The sequence below is a fragment of the Paenibacillus lentus genome (assembly GCF_042714055.1).
In the GTDB taxonomy this organism is placed as follows: Bacteria; Bacillota; Bacilli; order Paenibacillales; family Paenibacillaceae; genus Fontibacillus; species Fontibacillus lentus_A.
In genome coordinates, this window is sequence record NZ_JBHGVC010000020.1 from 16,769 (window position 1) to 35,353 (window position 18,585).

At 47.5% G+C, this 18,585-nt stretch carries 16 protein-coding genes; 14 read left to right on the top strand and 2 right to left on the bottom strand.

The genetic code is table 11. The features are described from left to right. Positions 1–45 precede the first annotated feature (45 nt). The 5 genes from ACE3MQ_RS25955 to ACE3MQ_RS25975 all read left to right on the top strand — a co-directional run bounded on the left by ACE3MQ_RS25955 (position 46) and on the right by ACE3MQ_RS25975 (position 6,345). Positions 46–723 carry an ABC transporter ATP-binding protein gene (locus ACE3MQ_RS25955; RefSeq protein WP_379398349.1) on the top strand — a complete coding sequence of 226 codons (678 nt, stop codon included), beginning with the start codon at positions 46–48 and terminating at the stop codon, positions 721–723. Then, a complete protein-coding gene (locus ACE3MQ_RS25960; RefSeq protein WP_379398351.1) occupies positions 723–3,221 on the top strand; it encodes an ABC transporter permease in 2,499 nt (832 codons plus the stop codon). The genes ACE3MQ_RS25955 and ACE3MQ_RS25960 overlap by 1 nt, the downstream gene beginning before the upstream one ends. 60 nt (positions 3,222–3,281) lie before the next feature. After that, the gene (locus tag ACE3MQ_RS25965; RefSeq protein WP_379398281.1) at positions 3,282–3,971 is read left to right on the top strand and encodes a response regulator transcription factor; all 690 of its coding nucleotides are present in this window, start codon (positions 3,282–3,284) and stop codon (positions 3,969–3,971) included. Then, positions 3,968–5,014, top strand: coding sequence for a sensor histidine kinase (locus ACE3MQ_RS25970; RefSeq protein WP_379398283.1), 1,047 nt, complete (start codon positions 3,968–3,970; stop codon positions 5,012–5,014). Before ACE3MQ_RS25965 ends, ACE3MQ_RS25970 begins: the two co-directional genes overlap by 4 nt. 98 nt (positions 5,015–5,112) lie before the next feature. Beyond that, entirely contained in the window at positions 5,113–6,345 is a 1,233-nt protein-coding gene (locus tag ACE3MQ_RS25975; protein ID WP_379398285.1) for a GGDEF domain-containing protein, read from the top strand. Between the two features lie 78 nt (positions 6,346–6,423). Here the strand turns inward: ACE3MQ_RS25975 and mcrC are convergent, their stop codons facing one another. Then, entirely contained in the window at positions 6,424–7,458 is a 1,035-nt protein-coding gene (gene mcrC, locus ACE3MQ_RS25980; RefSeq protein ID WP_379398287.1) for a 5-methylcytosine-specific restriction endonuclease system specificity protein McrC, read from the bottom strand. Beyond that, positions 7,451–9,577 carry an AAA family ATPase gene (locus tag ACE3MQ_RS25985; protein ID WP_379398289.1) on the bottom strand — a complete coding sequence of 709 codons (2,127 nt, stop codon included), beginning with the start codon at positions 9,575–9,577 and terminating at the stop codon, positions 7,451–7,453. The genes mcrC and ACE3MQ_RS25985 overlap by 8 nt, the downstream gene beginning before the upstream one ends. A 156-nt stretch (positions 9,578–9,733) precedes the next feature. On the opposite strand from ACE3MQ_RS25985, the gene ACE3MQ_RS25990 reads away from it, so the two are divergent. The 9 genes from ACE3MQ_RS25990 (at position 9,734) to ACE3MQ_RS26030 (ending at position 18,545) form a co-directional block, all read left to right on the top strand. Then, a complete protein-coding gene (locus ACE3MQ_RS25990) occupies positions 9,734–10,456 on the top strand; it encodes an alpha/beta fold hydrolase (RefSeq protein ID WP_379398291.1) in 723 nt (240 codons plus the stop codon). Between the two features lie 99 nt (positions 10,457–10,555). Then, a complete protein-coding gene (locus tag ACE3MQ_RS25995; RefSeq protein ID WP_379398293.1) occupies positions 10,556–11,404 on the top strand; it encodes a helix-turn-helix domain-containing protein in 849 nt (282 codons plus the stop codon). A 259-nt stretch (positions 11,405–11,663) separates the two neighbouring features. Beyond that, positions 11,664–12,146, top strand: a complete 483-nt coding sequence (locus tag ACE3MQ_RS26000) for a hypothetical protein (RefSeq protein ID WP_379398295.1) — start codon at positions 11,664–11,666, stop codon at positions 12,144–12,146. Positions 12,147–12,151: 5 nt separating this feature from the next. After that, positions 12,152–13,873 (top strand): coiled-coil domain-containing protein, encoded by a 1,722-nt coding sequence (locus ACE3MQ_RS26005; protein WP_379398297.1) that lies wholly within the window; start codon positions 12,152–12,154, stop codon positions 13,871–13,873. 17 nt (positions 13,874–13,890) lie between these two features. Beyond that, a complete protein-coding gene (locus ACE3MQ_RS26010) occupies positions 13,891–14,082 on the top strand; it encodes a hypothetical protein (RefSeq protein ID WP_379398299.1) in 192 nt (63 codons plus the stop codon). Further along, entirely contained in the window at positions 14,079–14,624 is a 546-nt protein-coding gene (locus tag ACE3MQ_RS26015) for a hypothetical protein (protein WP_379398301.1), read from the top strand. The genes ACE3MQ_RS26010 and ACE3MQ_RS26015 overlap by 4 nt, the downstream gene beginning before the upstream one ends. Then, the gene (locus tag ACE3MQ_RS26020; RefSeq protein WP_379398303.1) at positions 14,621–16,174 is read left to right on the top strand and encodes an AAA family ATPase; all 1,554 of its coding nucleotides are present in this window, start codon (positions 14,621–14,623) and stop codon (positions 16,172–16,174) included. Before ACE3MQ_RS26015 ends, ACE3MQ_RS26020 begins: the two co-directional genes overlap by 4 nt. A 265-nt stretch (positions 16,175–16,439) precedes the next feature. Then, positions 16,440–17,219: a nucleotidyltransferase domain-containing protein gene (locus ACE3MQ_RS26025; RefSeq protein ID WP_379398305.1), complete on the top strand. Its 780-nt coding sequence runs from the start codon at positions 16,440–16,442 to the stop codon at positions 17,217–17,219. A 99-nt stretch (positions 17,220–17,318) separates the two neighbouring features. Beyond that, positions 17,319–18,545 carry an RtcB family protein gene (locus tag ACE3MQ_RS26030; RefSeq protein WP_379398307.1) on the top strand — a complete coding sequence of 409 codons (1,227 nt, stop codon included), beginning with the start codon at positions 17,319–17,321 and terminating at the stop codon, positions 18,543–18,545. Positions 18,546–18,585 lie beyond the last annotated feature (40 nt).

The window sequence follows — 18,585 nt, forward strand, 5'->3', positions numbered from 1 at the left end:
ATATAAGGATACTGGATGGAATCAAAAGTGATGGAGATGAATGGGATGCAGGTATTGCAAACGGAAGGGTTAACCAAATATTACGGAACGCAGCCGAACGAAGTTAAAGCGCTGGATGGCGTGGATTTAACCATTAACGAAGGAGAATTCGTAGCGATTGTCGGAACGTCAGGGAGCGGAAAGTCTACTTTGCTGCATATGCTAGGCGGGCTGGATCGGGCCACTGCAGGCAAGGTGATCGTAAATGGAAAAGAGCTGTTTGAAATGAACGATGAGCAGCTTACGATTTTTCGCAGACGGCATATTGGCTTTGTGTTCCAAAATTATAATTTGGTGCCGGTGCTTAATGTGTATGAGAATATAACGCTGCCGATTGAGTTGGATGGCGCAGTGCTGGATCAGGCGTATTTGGACAACATGCTTGCTGCTCTGGGGCTATCTCATAAGCTGGAGCATTTGCCGAATAATTTGTCAGGCGGTCAGCAGCAAAGGGTGGCGATCGCACGGGCGCTCGCGACCAAGCCGGCTATTATCCTGGCAGATGAGCCTACGGGCAATCTGGACAGCCGGACAAGCATGGAGGTTATTGGACTTCTGAAAATGACGAGCCGCAAATTTAATCAGACGATCGTCATGATTACTCATAACGAAGAGATTGCCCAGCTGGCAGATCGCATTGTCCGGATAGAGGATGGGAAAATCGTTGGAGGTGGCATGCGGTGATGTTTCCAAATAACAACCGACATGTCATCCGAAAGCTAACCGGACGCACCCTGAAAGCGAACCGAACACGCAACTGGATCGTTATTCTCGCGATTTCGCTGACAACCTTTTTGATCACTTCGGTTTTCAGCATCGGAATGAGTTATTTGAAGTCATACGATCTCCAGCAAATACGCGTGATGGGCACGACGGCTCATGCTGCCTTGACCCTGGCAACCGAGGAGCAAGTGTCCAAGCTGCATGAACTGGCTTATATTGATATGGTTGGACTTCAGGCTGCGGCAGAGCAGGTTGTCATTCCTGAGCAATGGGGCAATCTGGCGCTCCAGCTATTTTGGTACGATGAGACAGAGTGGGAGAAGCACCGCAGGCCGGCGTTGACCCATCTTGTCGGTGAATATCCGCAGGAGGAGAATGAGGTGATGATCGCCTCCTGGCTGCTTGAGCGGATGGGGATTACAGACCCCAAGCCGGGAATGGAGATTGAGCTGACAACCACGAGCCTGAATGACAAGCTTCTTGAGGAGACTGGACGTTTTACTTTATCCGGCTACTATACGGAATATATGAATGTGCGGTCGGGGAACCAAGGGATTATACTAGTGTCAAAAGCTTACATCGACCGTAAAGGGATATCTGTGGAGAAATCCGGCAGTGCGACGGTGTATTATAAAAAGGTGAAGGATATTGAAGAGGCCTCCGCCCGCTTAAGGGCAGATTTACAGCTAGAGGAAGACGGTCGGCAGAAGGTCAAGACGGTACCGCTTTATCAATCCAATGATTCGAATATCGGCCTTATGCTCGGATTTGCCGCGCTTATATCATTTATTATGTTAAGCGGCTATCTGCTGATTTATAATGTATTATACATTTCGGTATCCAAGGATATCCGTTATTATGGATTGCTGAAGACAATAGGTACGACGCCTCGCCAGATTAGGCGCATCGTCATGGGGCAAGCGCTGCTTCTTTCTGCGATTGGTATTCCGATTGGAATCGTCGTTAGCACGATGATTTCCTATGTTCTGGTGCCCATGGCCTTAGGGATATACAGTGTGAGCAGCACCGGCGTCGCTGTTTCGTTTAGTCCGTGGATCTATGCGGGGGCCATTGCATTTTCCCTGCTGACAACCTGGGTCAGCTGCATCAAACCGGCACGCCTGGCTGGGGGCATCTCACCGATCGAAGCTGTTCGTTATACAGGTGCAACGATCAAGCGCAAGTATCGGCCCGGCCATAGCGGCGGCAGGCTTACAGCTATGGCAGTCCGCAATATTTTCAGGGACAGGAAGCGAGCTCTGCTCGTATTTCTTTCCTTATTTATGGGGATCACCACCTTTATGGCTGTGAACACCATTCAGATGAGCTTGGATTTTGATCATTTTGTCGAGAGCTATATTGACTATGACTTTGAACTGCATAACAGCACGGCAAATACCCTGGCAGGAGGCGAGCGAAAACCATATCTCAACGAACCATTGCTGGAAGAAATCCGGGGAATACCGGGTGTGACAGATGTAAGGGCGGTAACGAGTGAACCCATCGAGGTAACGTATGATGAAGCCATTTTTAATAAGCATATTGAAGCATTCGCAAAGGAATTCGATATAACAGCGCCAACAGAGGAAGAATTGGAGCAGTATCCAGGAATGTTCTGGTCGTATGCCGTTGGAATCGATTCACGTGATGTAGAAGAAATAAATCAGGAGCTAGATATACCGATTGATATTGCAGCTTTCGAACAAGGAAAAATTGCCTTAATTGCTGCGAATCGGCCCGAATTGTATGAACTGAATTCGAAAATAAGCTTCCGATTGGAAAGCGGGAAGCATAGTGAGATCGTGCTTGGGGGCTTTCTGCCCAGAAACTATCAATTCAACCGTGGCAGTCTGGCCCCCAACATCTATATCAGTGCACAGGCTATGGCCAAGCTGGTGGATGAACCTTTCATTGATCATGTGAATATCCAATCGGAGGATGAGCTGGCTGAAGTGATTTTGAACGAGCTCAAAGACATGGCGAATGCCATTGGCGGTATTACCGTGGAGTCCAAAATTGAAGCGGAGGAGGGTTTTGCATCGATGAAGCTGATGCTCTACATTTTGGGCGGGGGATTGTCCCTTATTTTGGCCTTAATCGGCATACTTAATTTTCTGAATGTGATGTTCACCGGTGTAACGGTCAGACGTCAGGAATTAGCGATTATGGAGAGCATTGGCATGACCCAAAGACAGCTTCTGAAAATGCTAGTTTTTGAGGGGCTCGGTTATGCAATAATATCCTCCGTTCTGGTGCTGACATTGGGCAACCTGATCACTTATGGTGTATTCAAGCTGTTTCAATCGCAGGCCGATTATGCCGTGTTCATCTATCCAGCAGTTCCCATGGTGATCGCCCTTGTATCGATCTTCGCAGTTTGTCTGATCATTCCCGCAGCAGCTTTCAAGAGCTTCTCCAAGGAATCGGTAACCCAGAGGTTGCGGAGTATGGAGGGGTAGTGAGAGCCAAACACCTAACCGGGCACATATTGTGTCCGGTTATTGCATTAGGAGGATAGCATGACACAAATACTGATTGTTGAGGATGACCGATTACTTAATCAAGGAATTGCCTATATGCTCAAAAAAGCGGGCTACGACCCTATCAGTGCCTTTACATCTAGCGAAGCTTGGGAGAAGTATATGCAACATCCTTCTATTGGACTGATCGTGCTTGATATTAATCTGCCGGACGGAAGCGGCATGGGGCTATGTACACAGATTCGCCTAGGCTCAGAGGTGCCGATTGTAGTATTAACCGCTAATGATACCGAGCAGGATATAATCCAAGGTTTTGAGACCGGATGCGATGACTATATCGCCAAGCCATTTTCCGTTGAGGTGCTGAAGCAGCGAATTCAGGCCGTGCTTCGCAGAGTGAAGAAGGAAGAGAGGGGAGCCAATCGATTACTGAGCGGGGAGTTAGTCATAGATTATGACAAAATGACCTTAACCAAGGCGGGTACGGCGATTCGCCTGACGGCGACAGAGTACAAGCTGCTGGAGCTGTTGACGAGATGCCAAGGCCAGGTGCTGACGAGGGAGATGATCGTCGAGAAGCTGTGGGATATCGACGGGAATTTCGTGGAGGCTAATGCCTTAAGCGTCAATATTCGGCGGCTGCGCCAGAAGATTGAGGATGATCCCAAGCATCCAGTCTATATCCAGACGGTATTTGGTATTGGATATACATGGGGGAGTGTACCGTGAGAAGGGATAGGCAGCAGGCTTTGCAGAGAAAGCTGGTGATTATAGGCTGTATATTGTTCGGATTTGGTGCTGGACTAACCTTTTATGCGGCAGTGAAATTGGATCATCCGCTGCTTGCTTGGCTGTGCGCAGGTTTTACGGGGCTTGTTCTGCTATTGTTCAGGCTGGCGATTGACATGATGCAGCGCCATATGCAGAATGTCATCGTGCAGTTGTCAGAAATGCTCGGTGCTTTATACGACCTAAGAGAAGAGGAACTGGTCTCGGTTCTAGACGATGACCTGTTGTCCAAGCTGCAATCCCAGGTATTGAAACTGACGAAGATGATGCGCGCTCACCAGAACAAACTGCGTACGGAGAGAGATGAGATCAAGTCGCTAATTTCAGATATTTCGCATCAATTGAAAACACCGTTGGCTAATTTGGAGATGTACTGCACCTTTTTGCAGGAGGGGGATTTGGACGAGCAGCAACGGAGGGAGTTTTCCGGCCATGTTCAGAGTCAACTGGATAAGCTGAGCTGGCTGATGGAGAGCATGATTAAGATGTCCCGGCTGGAAAGCGGAATTATCCAGCTGCATTTAAAACCTGGCAATCTGGTAGATACGATAATGACTGCATTAAAGCAGGTGCACGAAAAGGCGAAACAGAAGGCAATTACGGTTTATTTTGATCCGTCTGTTCAAGAGCTTATCTTGCCCCATGACCCGCGCTGGACGGCCGAGGCGCTATTCAACCTGCTCGATAACGCAGTCAAATATACCCCGGACGGTGGTCAAGTCCAGATCAGGATGGATCGGTACGAACTATACGCCCGCATCGATATTCAGGATACGGGGACAGGGCTTGCCGAAATAGAGATTCCACGTGTATTTGCCCGCTTCTACCGCGGCGAGAACAGTCGCGACGCCGAGGGTGTCGGCATCGGCCTTTACCTCGCCCGTGAGATTATCTCGCAGCAGAACGGTTACATCAAGGCAAGCTCAAAGCAGGGGGAGGGAAGCGTGTTTTCGGTGTTTATGCTGCTGAGCGAACATGACTAATCATCATATTATCCAATCCCCCTCGCTAAGTTGGTGCTTTACTTTAGCCGATAAATAAGGAGAGGCAACAGTAAAACATCACGAAGGGAATCATTTATTTGAAGACTACGGTTCGAAACGTCCTTAAGCTTGTTCTCCCATTTGTTTTAATGGCTGCGGCCTATTATTTCTATAAAGAAACCAGTACGATGGCAGAGGCGCAGTTGGAAATTATTGAGCTGTCTCCCTATGTAATCTTTGCCGTGGGGGCTGTAATCTCGTGGAAATTCAATCGGAGCAGGGAGCTTTTCATCCTTATCGTACTTGCTCTCGCTTTGGCGTCCATGGAATATGTACCAGGCATGATGGAGCTATCCTTTCCGATTGCAGCTGCCGATATTTATCCGCTCATTTGCTTGATGATTCCACTAAACATCGGAATATTTTCGCTTTTTAAGGAGCGGGGAATATTAAGCTTATGGGGAGTGCTTCGCATCGGAATCATCCTCTCTCAAGCATTGATTGTAATATGGCTCTTGCGCCCGGAGCAAAGGAAGCTTCTCCATCTCGTCCAAAAAGATGCCCTTCCAGTCAGCCTGGCATCATGGACAGCGGTAACTCAAGCAGCCATCGCATTCTTCTTAATTGCGTTAATCATACTCATCATCAGACAGGTCAAATATAAGTCTTCCCAGGATATTTCATTTATTGCCGTGCTATGTGCCTTGTTTTATGTGGTACACGACAATCGTGACCTGTTGCTGTACTCTGTATTTTTTGCCGTATCCGGCATTGTGCTGATCACTTCGATCATTCAGGATTCGTATTCGATGGCCTTTACGGATGAGCTAACCGGATTGCCCTCACGGCGGGCTCTGAGGCAGGACATGATGAAGCTGGGCATGAACTATGTCATCGCCATGCTGGATATCGACCACTTCAAGAAGTTTAATGACACCTATGGGCATGACACGGGGGATGAGGCGCTGAAGCTGGTGGCTTCGGTCATCAAGGACGTGACGGGCGGGGGGAGATCCTACCGTTACGGCGGTGAGGAATTCACGATTCTCTTTCCGGGGAAAAGCCTCAACGATACATTGCCGCATTTGGAACAATTAAGAGAGCAAATCTCTAATCAACCTTTCACGCTGCGTAATCGCAAAGGGAAGGGCAGGAGCAAGTCCGGGCATAAACGACGAAGCGCCCGAGCCGGGAAACAAATTTACATAACCGTTAGCATCGGCTTAGCCCAAAAAAGCGAAAAGCACAAGAAGCCAGATGCCGTGATGAAGTCGGCAGACACGGCCCTTTATCGCGCCAAGAAAAAGGGCCGGAACTGCGTGAGCAAATAGCGGAGCGTTCTTTTAAAATGCTGACTTTGGTTTACATATTTGTTATTATAGCGGCCTCCGAGTCGAGTTTTGACAGAATTATCGGATTAAGTCTTCTACAAAGGCATTCAACTGCTTCTTGATCGCAGGGAAATCGGTGTTCAAATCCAACGTTTTAACGCTGATTCTGTTGCCGCTAATTTTATAATCGTTGTCCGGTACGATCTCCTCATCTGTTTTGGCGTATAACAGGAGTCCGCTAACCTTGCCGGATTGAGTGGTATCCTTGTTCTTCACGTAAGCAAAAATTTGATACATGTTGTGGGAGTGCATCGTTCTTGTATCGTACAGGCTGTTCGTCTGCATGGTCCGTCCATAGTACTTGGTGTCTATGATCAGCGTTTTTCCGTTGTATTGCAGTGTAATATCTGTTTTCATAGCAGGTAAGAAAGTTGCCACCCCGTCATCTACATGCCAATCAACATGGGATGCCGCTGCGCCAAAATGCGGGTAATGCCTCCTTAAATACTCCAGCACGAATTTTTCATATAGTCTGTTCATACGTTGATCATCGAGATAGGCGGCCAGCTTCCGGGGGCCGTCCTGAGTTGTTAGGAGCAAGCCGTCAATGATTAAATAGCAAATATTCATGAGCATTTTGTAGGTAGCATTGTTTCGATGATACCGAAGATGCGACCATGAAATCGCCTTAGGATTTATAGTGTCTACCGCATTGAAATAAGGCATGATTTTTTTTAAGGCCCGTTTCTGTTCAACACGAACCTCCCCCGAGCGGATCAGCAGTAAGGCTGTTGATTTCAAAATCTGATTCATGTACGTATTCTCGGTATATTCGTCAAACTCGCACACGAGCTGCTTGTGGATCACGGTAAGCTGCTTGAGGGAAGCGGAGACATTAATCTTGCCGCGGGGCGAATGAAGCGGATCGCTGTGGCGGATATATTCTCTGCCTAAGCCCCTTTTGATTTGCTTGGCGATGCCCTTGGCAAGAATAGCGGCACATAAATCAGCAAAATGATCAAATTCCTCTGTCGCTACTTGGGCATAGCCGTCTTCATGCAGCTCTTGGAAAGCGTACGCCAGCATATAATAGATGTTCTGTATTTTAATCATGGAGTACTCCGAGCAATTGCTTGCTCCATTGCTCGACTTTGGCGGGCTCATCGAACCAGTATTCATGAATTAATGGTAATATTTCATATTGTATGACGGAAGTCAGCCAGTTCTGTGTCACGGGACTGCTTGTACAAAGGTAACTATGGCCGACTCGAAAGCCGTTGCCCAGAGACTCATCCTGGCTGATGAACGTATTCAGCGCCTTGATCCGTTCAACGAGAGCGTCGAACTTCGGGTTGTTCGCTATTCGAGCCACTGTTCTAAAGCCGTCCGAATCGAAGGCGGGTTCCATCCCGAAGAATGAAAACCTTCTTCTCAGGGCATAATCAATCATCGCCAGGCTGCGGTCAGCCGTATTCATCATCCCGATGATATGTATATTTTCAGGAACCGAGAATAGCTCGTTGGAGTACAGTGGACGCAGCTTCTCTCCGCGCTTGTCCTTTTCGATCAGCATCAGCAGCTCACCGAAAATTTTGCTTAGATTACCGCGGTTTATCTCATCAATAATGAAGAAGTAATCTCTCTCGGTATCTACTTCAGCCACCTTGCAGAATTGGTAGAAAGGGCCGTGAGCCAGCTTAAATCCGTTCTCCGTAGGCCGAAAGCCTATAATAAAATCTTCGTAGCTGTAGCTTTGATGGAACTGCACCATCATGACGCGGCTGCTATCCTTCTCTCCCATCATCGCATAGGCTAACCGTTTGGCAGCGAAAGTCTTGCCGACACCGGGAGCTCCTTCCAGAATAATATTCTTCTTGTTCTTCAATAGACCGGTGAGGATATCATATTGCTTGGAATCCATAAACACATCATCGAGGAAATCGTTCTTGGTGTAGGGGTCATATATGATCTCCGGTTCTTCTACTACCACTTCCGAGGCAGGCTCATTCATGAACAGGGATTCCAGCTTCTGAACGTAATCGGTGTATGGAGTAATCTCGGTAAGTGTCTTTTGCGCGGCTTGCCCCGGATGCTCCCATTCGCCGTTATGCGTCCATTTAATCGAACGAATATGTTTATATTCCTCGCGGTTGCTGTCGTAGATATATTTCGATTCCACAATGCCCCGTCCAATAACCTTGTACAAGCCCTTCTTGGCAAATACAATATCCCCGGGATGAATATCGTTGGCAAATTGCCATGTCGCATGGGCCGAATTTCTATAGGAATACTCTTGACCGTAAAGCTCCTTCATTTTGGTTTTCATCGCATCCTTGCTCGGATACTGCTTCAGATCACCAAGCTCGCTCCAGCCGATTCCCATAACACCTTGTTTATAAAATTCATCCCACATCGAAGAGTTGTCACCGGGCGCATATAACCAGTACCGTTTTTCTTTAGCCGTAGATATTTGATGGCTGCTTGTTTCGTCGGAAGTAGAGCTCCTCCATGCTTTGTAGGATAATTGGGGGAAGCTGTGAATCGTACTATGCTCTTGCTCAAAGCCTTGCCGACAAAGCTCCAAGACGTCAAGATAGGTTTTAGCGTTAGGAGGCGATTTTAAATGGGGCATATTTGTTGAAAATGCAACATTACGCTGCTGCAGAAAATTGCGGTTTCTCTCATCCAGATTCAAATAAAACGCCGGCCTGATCCAGTATAATCCGATTGTCAGGTTCCATTTTATGCCATGCTGTCTAGATACGGTATCATAACAAGTTATAAAATCATTCTTTGTGACTTCGGACGGATGATCCGCATAACGGATTCCAGCCTCAAACATATTCCAGAGATTAGGAATATCCTGGGGGCTTCGATCCGTCTTGTATCCGAAAAACCATGCCTTCATATTATTGAGAACAGGGATTCCGTCAAATTCAGTAGGTACTTCTATATGTATATCGAGCCCTTCGTTGAATGCTTTCATGATCGCGATGCGGTTTTCATTCGTTATTCCCTTATTAAAGCAGCCAAATATAGTGAATGGGCAAATGTCATCTAAAGGCTCGCCATGATCGATGAAAGGATACTTCATTTGCAGCTGGTCAAAAGCGCTTTTGACCATGTGAAGCAGCTCGGGACGGTTATTTTTGTATTCTAGCAATTTATTTGCAAAATGCGTATAGAATGGAATCCAAGTGAATGATAATGATGAGCCGTATGATGTTTTCAAACATAGCACCTCCATATTATTTTCATAATAAGAATATCACAGAACGAGTCCTTGATCATTTACCCGACTTATGCAAATCTAATACTTGTAAAGCCGGCATCGAGCCCCGATTCGAACGGCTTTAGCTCAATGATATCATCAAAGAGGAGTTCGGCCATGAAAGCAAAAACGAAAAAAAGGCTCAAAATCACGGCCATCAGCATCGTCGCGTTATTGTTGGTCGTAGCAGGCGCATTCTATATTTACACGCTCGATTATTATCGGGCCGATGAAGCGGCGGTGCAAGCCGTTTTTGGCGAAGAGAAGGGTGTCGTCAGCCTGGAAAATATGTGGGTGTTCTACCCAGATCAACAACAAACCAGCGACACGGCTTTGATCTTCTACCCTGGCGGCAAGGTAGAGGCGACCGCCTACGCCCCACTGCTTCAGGAGCTGTCCCGGAACGGACTGACTTGCGTGCTATTGAAGATGCCCTTCAATCTGGCGGTGCTTGATATTAATGCTGCCGACCGCGTATTCAAACAGCTTCCGGAGGTGAAGCATTGGTATATTGGAGGCCATTCTCTGGGCGGAGCGATGGCGAGCAGCTATGCCGGCAAACATAACGACAAAGTACAAGGAATGGTTCTGCTCGGCGCCTATCCTGTCGGGGATACAGAAATTCCAACCCTTGCGATTCACGGCAGCGAAGATATGATTTTAGATACGGCCAAGCTGGATGCCGTTCCAAATCAGCATGTTATCAAGGGAGGAAACCATGCCTATTTCGGCAATTACGGTGAGCAGGATGGAGACGGGACAGCCGCGATCACGAGAGAAGAACAGCAGCGGCAGACTGTAGAGGAGATCATTTCATTCATACATGAACAAGAGAATTAAAATGATAGCTTACAGAAAACATGATATTCTAATTGAACAAACAAACTATTAAGCCTTTTAGCTAAACTAGCATATCCACACATCAAAGGAGGGCTTCTCTTGTCGTATAGTGTAAGCGATCAGCTGAAAATCACGTTGTTCGATGTGAAGAAAATTCAATATAAATCCCGAGTGAGCTTTGACCACGTCCAATCCTGCTGTATTGTTGTCTACATTAAAAAAGGGGAGGTCAGCACGACCTTTGAGGGGAAAGAATACATGGCCAAAACGGGGGATGTGATGATTTATCGGCCGGATCTCCCGTTTAATGTGATCTCCAAGACGGATGGAATCCATTATCTGTTTACTATTGATTTGAAGGTGATGGAGGAAGTGGACTTTTTCAGCTTCTATCCGATGGGCAAAGTGGTTTCGATCAGAGATCCGATCCTGTACGAGAAGAAATTCGATGAGCTCAGAAGCCTATGGCTGCAGGAGGGCAACGATTACCGATCCGTGCAGTGCAGTTTTCTTGCCTTCTCCCTGCTCCATGAGATTATCGAGAGCTCTAAGCTGGGTGGAAAGCGGTCGCCGAATGATTTCTATATTACCGATCGCTTCAATAATGTGCTTCACTATATCGAGAATCGGTTAGACGAGAATATTACCCGTGATGAGCTGGCGCAAATATATCACATGAACCCTGTTTATTTTAGCCGTGCCTTTAAAGAGATTTATGGCCTTACCCCGATGAAAATGGTGAAAAAGCTGCGCCTGCTGCATGCAAAAAAGCTGCTGGAAACAACGAATAACACGATTGAGCAAATTGCCCAAAAATGCGGGTTCTGTGATTCGCCCCATTTGAATCATGCCTTTCGGAGCGCGTTCAAGGCATCTCCAAGCCAATACCGCAGAAGTATCAAAAGTACAAAAAAAGGAATCATTCCTACATGGTTAGACCCCTTATAATTATTGTGATGATTTATAGAATAGGAAGCACCATTGAGTTGGGTGTGATTTTTTACAAAATTTTGGCCTGCAGGTGCTGCAAGATCGAATAACTGTTAAAAAAGATGTCGATATTTCGACATCTTTTTTAAGTTTTTCTACAAAATTATATTCATGTTTACTTCCTTCGACACTATTAATATACTTAAAATATGGAAAAAGTCTTGTAGTCATATTTTACTATGCATTAACGATTACATATATGAAAGAGGGTGGCAAATTGCGACGACCACTGTTAAACGTCCAGCCCAAAACGAATACGGAGCAAATTCTGAAAACCGCGACCATAACTCGACCGAATATCGAGTTGTCTGGAGCAGCGCTGGAGAAAAGGCTCCGCGTCAAACGATCGGATGCTTACACGGAAGCCATGACTAAATTAGATGCTGGCGGGGCTGTCTGCAGCCAAAAGGTCATTCAGGATCTGATTCAGGCTATTGCGAGTGAGTTTCCAGAACTACAGCCCCACCAATTTCCAATCGGCATTATTTCCAAGTGTTATTTAGGAGCGCCATATGAAGTACATACCTTAGATGTAGCATTAGAAATTGTTGAGCATTATAAAGTGGGTCAGGCACTGCCTGCCGGAATGGAACAAGGGAGAAGCATCGCTCTCCATCCGGGCTATGCCTATGTTGAAATTTTCTCCAATGCTATATGTGCAGTAACTAGGACAGGAAACGTATCTATAATCAAGGGGTGACAGAATTGTCGGATCGCGTAATTTCGCAGGCGAATTTGAGCCGAATCGAACGAGGCCTGGGGCAATTAGAGAATAATATTATCGTTGTTTCAAATCAGGTTCAAGAGGTAAGCCGTGAGGTTCAAGAGGTAAGTCAAGAAGTACTAGAGGCACAAAGCCGAATCGAGCAGCTGGTGAACGAATTTAGGGAGTTTGTACATAAAGATCAGCTATCCAAAAATCTCCAACTGGCAGAAACCAGACTTGTCAAAGTAAGGCAGGAGCTTGAAACTAAATTTGGCCACTATAATGAGGTGAGAAGACGGGCGGTAGGTATTTTACAGGCTGTAGACGCTAGTCTTGTAAAAAAAGAAACGATCGAGGACGCCTCGGAGGAGCAATTGCTGGCGGCTCCGCGTTATTGGCTTGCACCCTGCCTCATAGCATTGGCTGCATGGTTGAATGATAATAAGGATCTTGCAGAACGGGCTATGATGGAAGGGCTTCGCCGCAACGATGAGAAGACGTCTCTTTTTTTTGCGCTTGTTACTAGAAGGGGAGCTCGCTATAAAGCAAGCCGGGAGTGGCTGGATCGGTACCTGGGCTTACAGGATCCTCATGAGCTCGAAAGAGAAGTCGTCATTCTGATAGACGGTTTTGCTAACGGGGTGTTTGGCCCTGAGGCAAGAAATAAATGCGGGAAGCAAATCGAAGCTTGGATTGAAGAACTCTCCCAAAAAGCCGGGTTTGTTGAAGAACAGCGCGAGCAATGGAAACAGGCGCTTAAATCAAAAGCAGAGCGTCTGGATGAACAATCCTATCCGTACCTGCGGAAATATAGCCCGACCTGGGGAAATCTCGAGCAGTCGCTGGAAGGTGCTATGCTGCATGATATTATCCATAGGTATTTTACGACCATATTTGCTAAAGAAATCGTACCGGCCAAGAGCATAGCATTTGCTGTAGATGCGCTGCTGGATACGCTCGTTACCCAATTTGATGAGGAGGAGCTTCCGCTTCGCAAGGATGAAAGACTCCTGTCACTGATTGTTGAAGCCGACGGCGATCGTGCATTGGCTCAGTCGCGCTTTGATTCCGAGAAGCTGCTGGAAGAGCGGGTTTCATTCACGCAATTGTTGACCAACTTCGCTATGTACCCTGAGGTGTCCAAAGCATCATTGGCAACGCAAAAGCTGTCGCTTGCTCTGTCGAAAGAATGGATCGGCCACGCTCATGATGACTTGACTGCAGAGAACAGGCTAAACGTACCGATTGATATTGAGTTGTCCATTGACAGCTGGACGGGAACTACCCGTAACGGCGAAAATGAACAGGAATTGACGGATAATTTATCCGAGCATATGGAGAATAGAAAGCTCGAAGCCTTGTCGAGAGCCCGGCTTGGCTTCAAGGAATGGGGAGCATTGGCAGCAGGAGTCATCTTTATTTTTATGGGGATCGGCATGCCGTTCCTATTTGTTGTCAGCGCAGCGTTGATTATTTATTTCTTTGTTGCCAAGCATCGGATTTCGAAAGCCAAAGCGAAAATTGCAAGTGACTATGAACAGCTGTTAGCCAGCTGTAAGGATATACTGCGTGCAGTATTGGCCGATATAGTTGATTACCGGAGAGCGTATGAGGAAGAGGATCAGAAGGCGGTAAAAATAGGTGAATTTCTTCAGGGGATATCGCCTGAGAAGTATGCTTTCTCGAGTCACGATTCTGCGCGTTCCGTTATTACATCTTAATGTGAGGTGCTTAACCCATGGAAGAATCAAAGCCGTTTATTGTAAATAGAAATTCTCACAAGCCGGAGCAAGCGGAAGAGAAGTTTGAAAAGAACTTGGAAGAAATCCAGAAAATCACTACTAACGAAGTGTTGGCTTCGCAATTTCCGGAATGGGATTTGAAGCCGCCGGCTACTTTGATTAAGAGAAGGAGCAATAAGTTCCTATGATTTATCCGAGGACATATAAAGAATGGTCGGATTTGCTATATCAACTGAAGGAAGGCGAAGATGAGGAAGAAACGCTTCTAAAATTGGAGTCCGGGACATTGGAATGGACGGCAGGCGTTGCCGAGAAAATAACTCGCCTAGTGTTCGAAGTATTAGAAGAGAGACTTCATCAAACGGTTCAGAGCTTTCAGAAGGAACTAAACCGAACTGACGGCAGTGAGGCTGGAATCGTTGTAGCGCTGATGAACGCGCGCCGCAGATTTGGATTTCTGGAGCGATTGTGCCGGCTGCAGGTTTTTCCCGAGGAAGTCCGAACCTCGTTTATCAATATTCACGCGCAATATGTTCAGGATACACAAAAGTCGCTTGAGGACAGCGCAAAAGCAGATCGGAGCGGAAGGCTGCGAATATTGATTAAGAATAACTCGCTGCTTAATTATAATAATCCTGAGGTGGCTAAGCCCCCTCAGGCTAGCAGCCAATCGTATGATCATCAACCTAAACCTTTTACTACAACCAGAAGAAGGGTGCTGTTTAAATGAATGATTTCAATAGCTGCCTCAAAACGTTGGAGCAGTACTTAAAAGCCAGAATACCATTTATATCTATCCGGACTTCGGAACGCACCCGTGCGCTGGCTGCTTTAAATCAACTCGCTCAAAAGCTTGGGATATCGATTTATTATCATACCTTATCTCAAGGAATGAGAGATATTTCTAGTAATCGCCTAGTAAGTGATGATCGTTCGGTCATTGGCGGGCTTGATTTTGCTACTCAAAAAATTGGTCAACAGCAAAACTTAACGTTTATTTTTACAGAGGTGCAGGATATCGAAGACGATACTCAAATGGCTAGGCAATTGCAGGATGTTGTGATGCTGGCTACTGAAACGGGTGGTAGTGTAATTATTATTACGAATAAGCCGATTTGGGGATCTCTTCAACGTCATGGCATGTCGGTGACGCTAGATCCTCCGAATGAGGATGAAATGCTTCATATTATTCGAGAGCAAATATCGCCTTATCGCAGTGAAATTCCGATCCAATGGGGGGAGGCGGAAGAGAAGCAAGCCGCTGCAATTCTGGCGGGCATTAGCCAGATCGAAGCGGAAAATGTCATCGCTACTCTATTGGCGAATGGTTCCATTACAAACGATGATTTGAAGGAGCTCATGCATGCCAAAGATCGGATATTTGCCGATATCTCCGGAATAGAACGGGTTAAGGTGCGCGAGGATTATCAGGTCGGCGGGCTTGAGGGGTTAAAATTATGGTTGGAGGCCAATGAACAGCTGCTTACAGCCGATTTGCGGGAACGCGGAATTCGCCCTCCTCGCGGGATTCTATTAGTTGGGGTGCCTGGTTGCGGGAAATCACTTTCAGCGAAGGCGATTGCTTCCCTCTGGAATCTTCCGCTATATCGGTTGGATTTGTCCACCATACATGGTCAGTACCTGGGGCAAAGCGAATCAAGGCTGAAGGAGGCTCTCTCTACTGCCGATCATGTTGCGCCTTGCGTGTTGTGGATCGATGAGATAGAGAAGGGGCTGGCCGGTGCCATAGGCGGAGGCGATGGAGGAACCTCCACAAGGCTGGTGGGGCAGTTCCTCTACTGGCTTCAAGAGAGCTTGGCCAGAGTATTCGTAGTTGCTACCGCAAACGATGTCTCTAAATTACCGCCAGAGCTGCTTCGCCGAGGTAGATTTGATGAGCTGTTCTTTGTCGATTTGCCAACTGCCAAGGAAAGAGAAGAGATTATTCGCATCTATGTGCGCAAAGGCTTGAGACGCGATATCGAGCCGGAATTAATGGAGAAGCTAGTCCGGCTATCCGAGGGGTTTGCAGGGGCGGATATTGAAGCGGCGGTTCGGGATGTCGTTAAGCAAGCCTTCGTAAAAGGTGATGATACTGTCACTGAAGAAACGTTTATTAACAATTTTACGAATGTCGTTCCTTTATCCCAAACCAGTCCCGAGCAAATCGACTCGATTCGTGCATGGGGGAAAGAAAGAGCAGTTCCCGCAGGAAAATCGTTTGACGATCATCCGACGGATCATTTGTCCCGAAATTCGGGACGCAGAGTCATTGTTTAATTTCTAAGGTTCATCTCTAGGGAAATCAAATTGAAACCCCAGTACCTTATAAAGTACTGGGGTTCGTTGCAATTTTTTACGAAGACAACTCCTCCTTGGAAGGAATAAGGCCATACCTTTTCAAGCTCAAAGCAGGAGAAGGCAGAAATCCCGGGGAAATTTTGCTATTGTTATGTACATACGATTTGAATGGCAATCTCGGATTTTTGAATAAGGGCAGGGATGGAAGAAAATCTAGGGTAGTAGGTTGAAAGGGGAGGACAGTATGTCTCAGCAACAGCGAATATTAGCCCAATTGCGGCAAATCGAGCAGGAGGAGCAGGTGAGAATTTTGTATGCCTGCGAGTCGGGGAGCCGAGCGTGGGGCTTTCCTTCAAAGGACAGTGATTATGATGTAAGATTCATATATGTCAGGCCGGTGGAATGGTATTTATCGATTTTTGAAAAAAAGGATGTCATCGAACGCCCAATCAGCGAGCTGCTCGATATTAACGGCTGGGATTTGAAGAAGGCGCTGAACTTGTTCCGCAAGTCCAATCCGCCTCTGCTGGAGTGGCTGCAATCGCCTATCGTTTATATGGAGGATTATTCGGCAGCAAAGCAAATTCGTAAACTCTCTTCGCTAACCTTCTCGCCCAAATCGTGCATGTATCATTATTTACATATGGCTGAGGGCAACTATCGCGAATATTTACGGGGGGAGCAGGTGAAGATCAAGAAATATTTCTATGTGCTCCGGCCGGTGTTGGCTTGCGAGTGGATTGAAAAATACGGCACGATGCCGCCGATCGAATTCACGGCGCTTACGGATGATCTATTACCGGCGGGAAGCGAGCTGAAGGAAGCCGTCGATAGCCTGCTGGCGCGAAAAAAATCCGGCGATGAAATGGACTATGAGCCGCAAATCGGTTGGATCAACGCGTTTTTGGATGAGAAAATCCAGTATTACAAGGAAGCAGTAAAAGGGATGTCATCCTCCGCAGACGGACAGGATCGCCAGCTTGATGAGCTGTTCCGGACGTTGTTAAAGGAAGCTTGGAGGTAAGGACGCAGGAGGAAGCATCAGGAAGAACGATAGCATGGAATTATGTTGTTACACAAATGGCAAGAGATCGTGGAATCATGGGTTAGAGGAGAGAAAATCATGGCTTATGAGAACATAGATGGTGTACGAGTCTGGGGCAAGCCGGACGAAGGCGCGGTAGCTCAAGCAAAAATGTGCGCAAAGACGGGGAATGTCGTGCAGTCTCTGCTGATGGCGGATCATCATAAAGGCTACAGCCAGCCGATTGGCGGCGTCGTCGTGTACGACGGGCAGGTATCGCCGTCCGGAGTGGGGTACGATATTGCCTGCGGGAATAAGGCGGTGCGCACCAATTTGTACGCAAGGGACATCCAGCCCCGAATCGGGACGATTATGGACGAAATCGCGAGAAGAATATCGTTCGGAATTGGGCGGGTGAACAATGATAGACTTGATCACGAATTGTTCGACGATCCGGATTGGGCCGTGTATCAGGCTTTCGGCCGGCAGGAGCACGACAAGCTGAAGGCCTTGGCGCGCAGCCAGCTCGGTACGGTAGGGAGCGGCAACCATTATGTCGACCTGTTCGAGGAGCCGGCAACAGGCCGGCTGTGGGTCGGCAATCACTTCGGAAGCCGCGGCTTTGGGCATAAGACGGCCAGCGGCTTCATGAATCTCGCGGCGGGCAGGCGCTTTACGGACAAGGCGCCGGGCGAATCGATGGATCAGCCGCCGTTATTGCTTGACTTAGACAGCGAAGCGGGCGATATGTATTACCGGGCGATGAAGCTGGCCGGACGCTACGCCTATGCCGGGCGGGATTATGTGATTCGGGAGGTACTCGCCCTGCTCGGAGCGGATGCGGATTTTGAGGTGCATAACCATCATAACTATGCTTGGAAAGAAATGCATAACGGGAAGGAAGTCGTTGTAGTCCGCAAGGGAGCAACGCCGTCCGCTCCTGGACAGATGGGCTTTATCGGCGGCAGTATGGGCGATATCTCCGTCATCGTCCGAGGGAAAGACACGGTGGAGAACCGGGACGCATACTACAGTACCGTACATGGAGCAGGCCGAATTATGAGCCGGACTCAGGCGGCAGGCAAAATGAACTGGAAGACGCGCACCCGCAGCGGCGGGCAAATCACCGCGAAGCAAATGCTCGATGCCGTCCGGGATTTCGGGGTTGAGCTGCGCGGCGCGGGAACGGACGAGAGCCCGTTCGTTTATCGCAAGCTGCAGGAGGTTCTGTACGCGCACAGTGAGACGCTAAAGGTGCTGCATGTGCTTAAGCCGATCGGCGTATGCATGGCGGGAGCGAACGAGTTCGATCCGTACAAAGACTAAAGAATCGAGTGGAATTATAAAAAGGAGGGGCTGTGCCCCT

Coding starts and splice junctions, on each gene's coding strand:
- ACE3MQ_RS25955 (WP_379398349.1), top strand. CDS start 46: ATGCAGGTATTGCAAACGGAAGGGTTAACCAAATATTACGGAACGCAG.
- ACE3MQ_RS25960 (WP_379398351.1), top strand. CDS start 723: ATGTTTCCAAATAACAACCGACATGTCATCCGAAAGCTAACCGGACGC.
- ACE3MQ_RS25965 (WP_379398281.1), top strand. CDS start 3,282: ATGACACAAATACTGATTGTTGAGGATGACCGATTACTTAATCAAGGA.
- mcrC (WP_379398287.1), bottom strand. CDS start 7,458: ATGATTAAAATACAGAACATCTATTATATGCTGGCGTACGCTTTCCAA.
- ACE3MQ_RS25990 (WP_379398291.1), top strand. CDS start 9,734: ATGAAAGCAAAAACGAAAAAAAGGCTCAAAATCACGGCCATCAGCATC.
- ACE3MQ_RS26010 (WP_379398299.1), top strand. CDS start 13,891: ATGGAAGAATCAAAGCCGTTTATTGTAAATAGAAATTCTCACAAGCCG.
- ACE3MQ_RS26015 (WP_379398301.1), top strand. CDS start 14,079: ATGATTTATCCGAGGACATATAAAGAATGGTCGGATTTGCTATATCAA.
- ACE3MQ_RS26020 (WP_379398303.1), top strand. CDS start 14,621: ATGAATGATTTCAATAGCTGCCTCAAAACGTTGGAGCAGTACTTAAAA.
- ACE3MQ_RS26025 (WP_379398305.1), top strand. CDS start 16,440: ATGTCTCAGCAACAGCGAATATTAGCCCAATTGCGGCAAATCGAGCAG.
- ACE3MQ_RS26030 (WP_379398307.1), top strand. CDS start 17,319: ATGGCTTATGAGAACATAGATGGTGTACGAGTCTGGGGCAAGCCGGAC.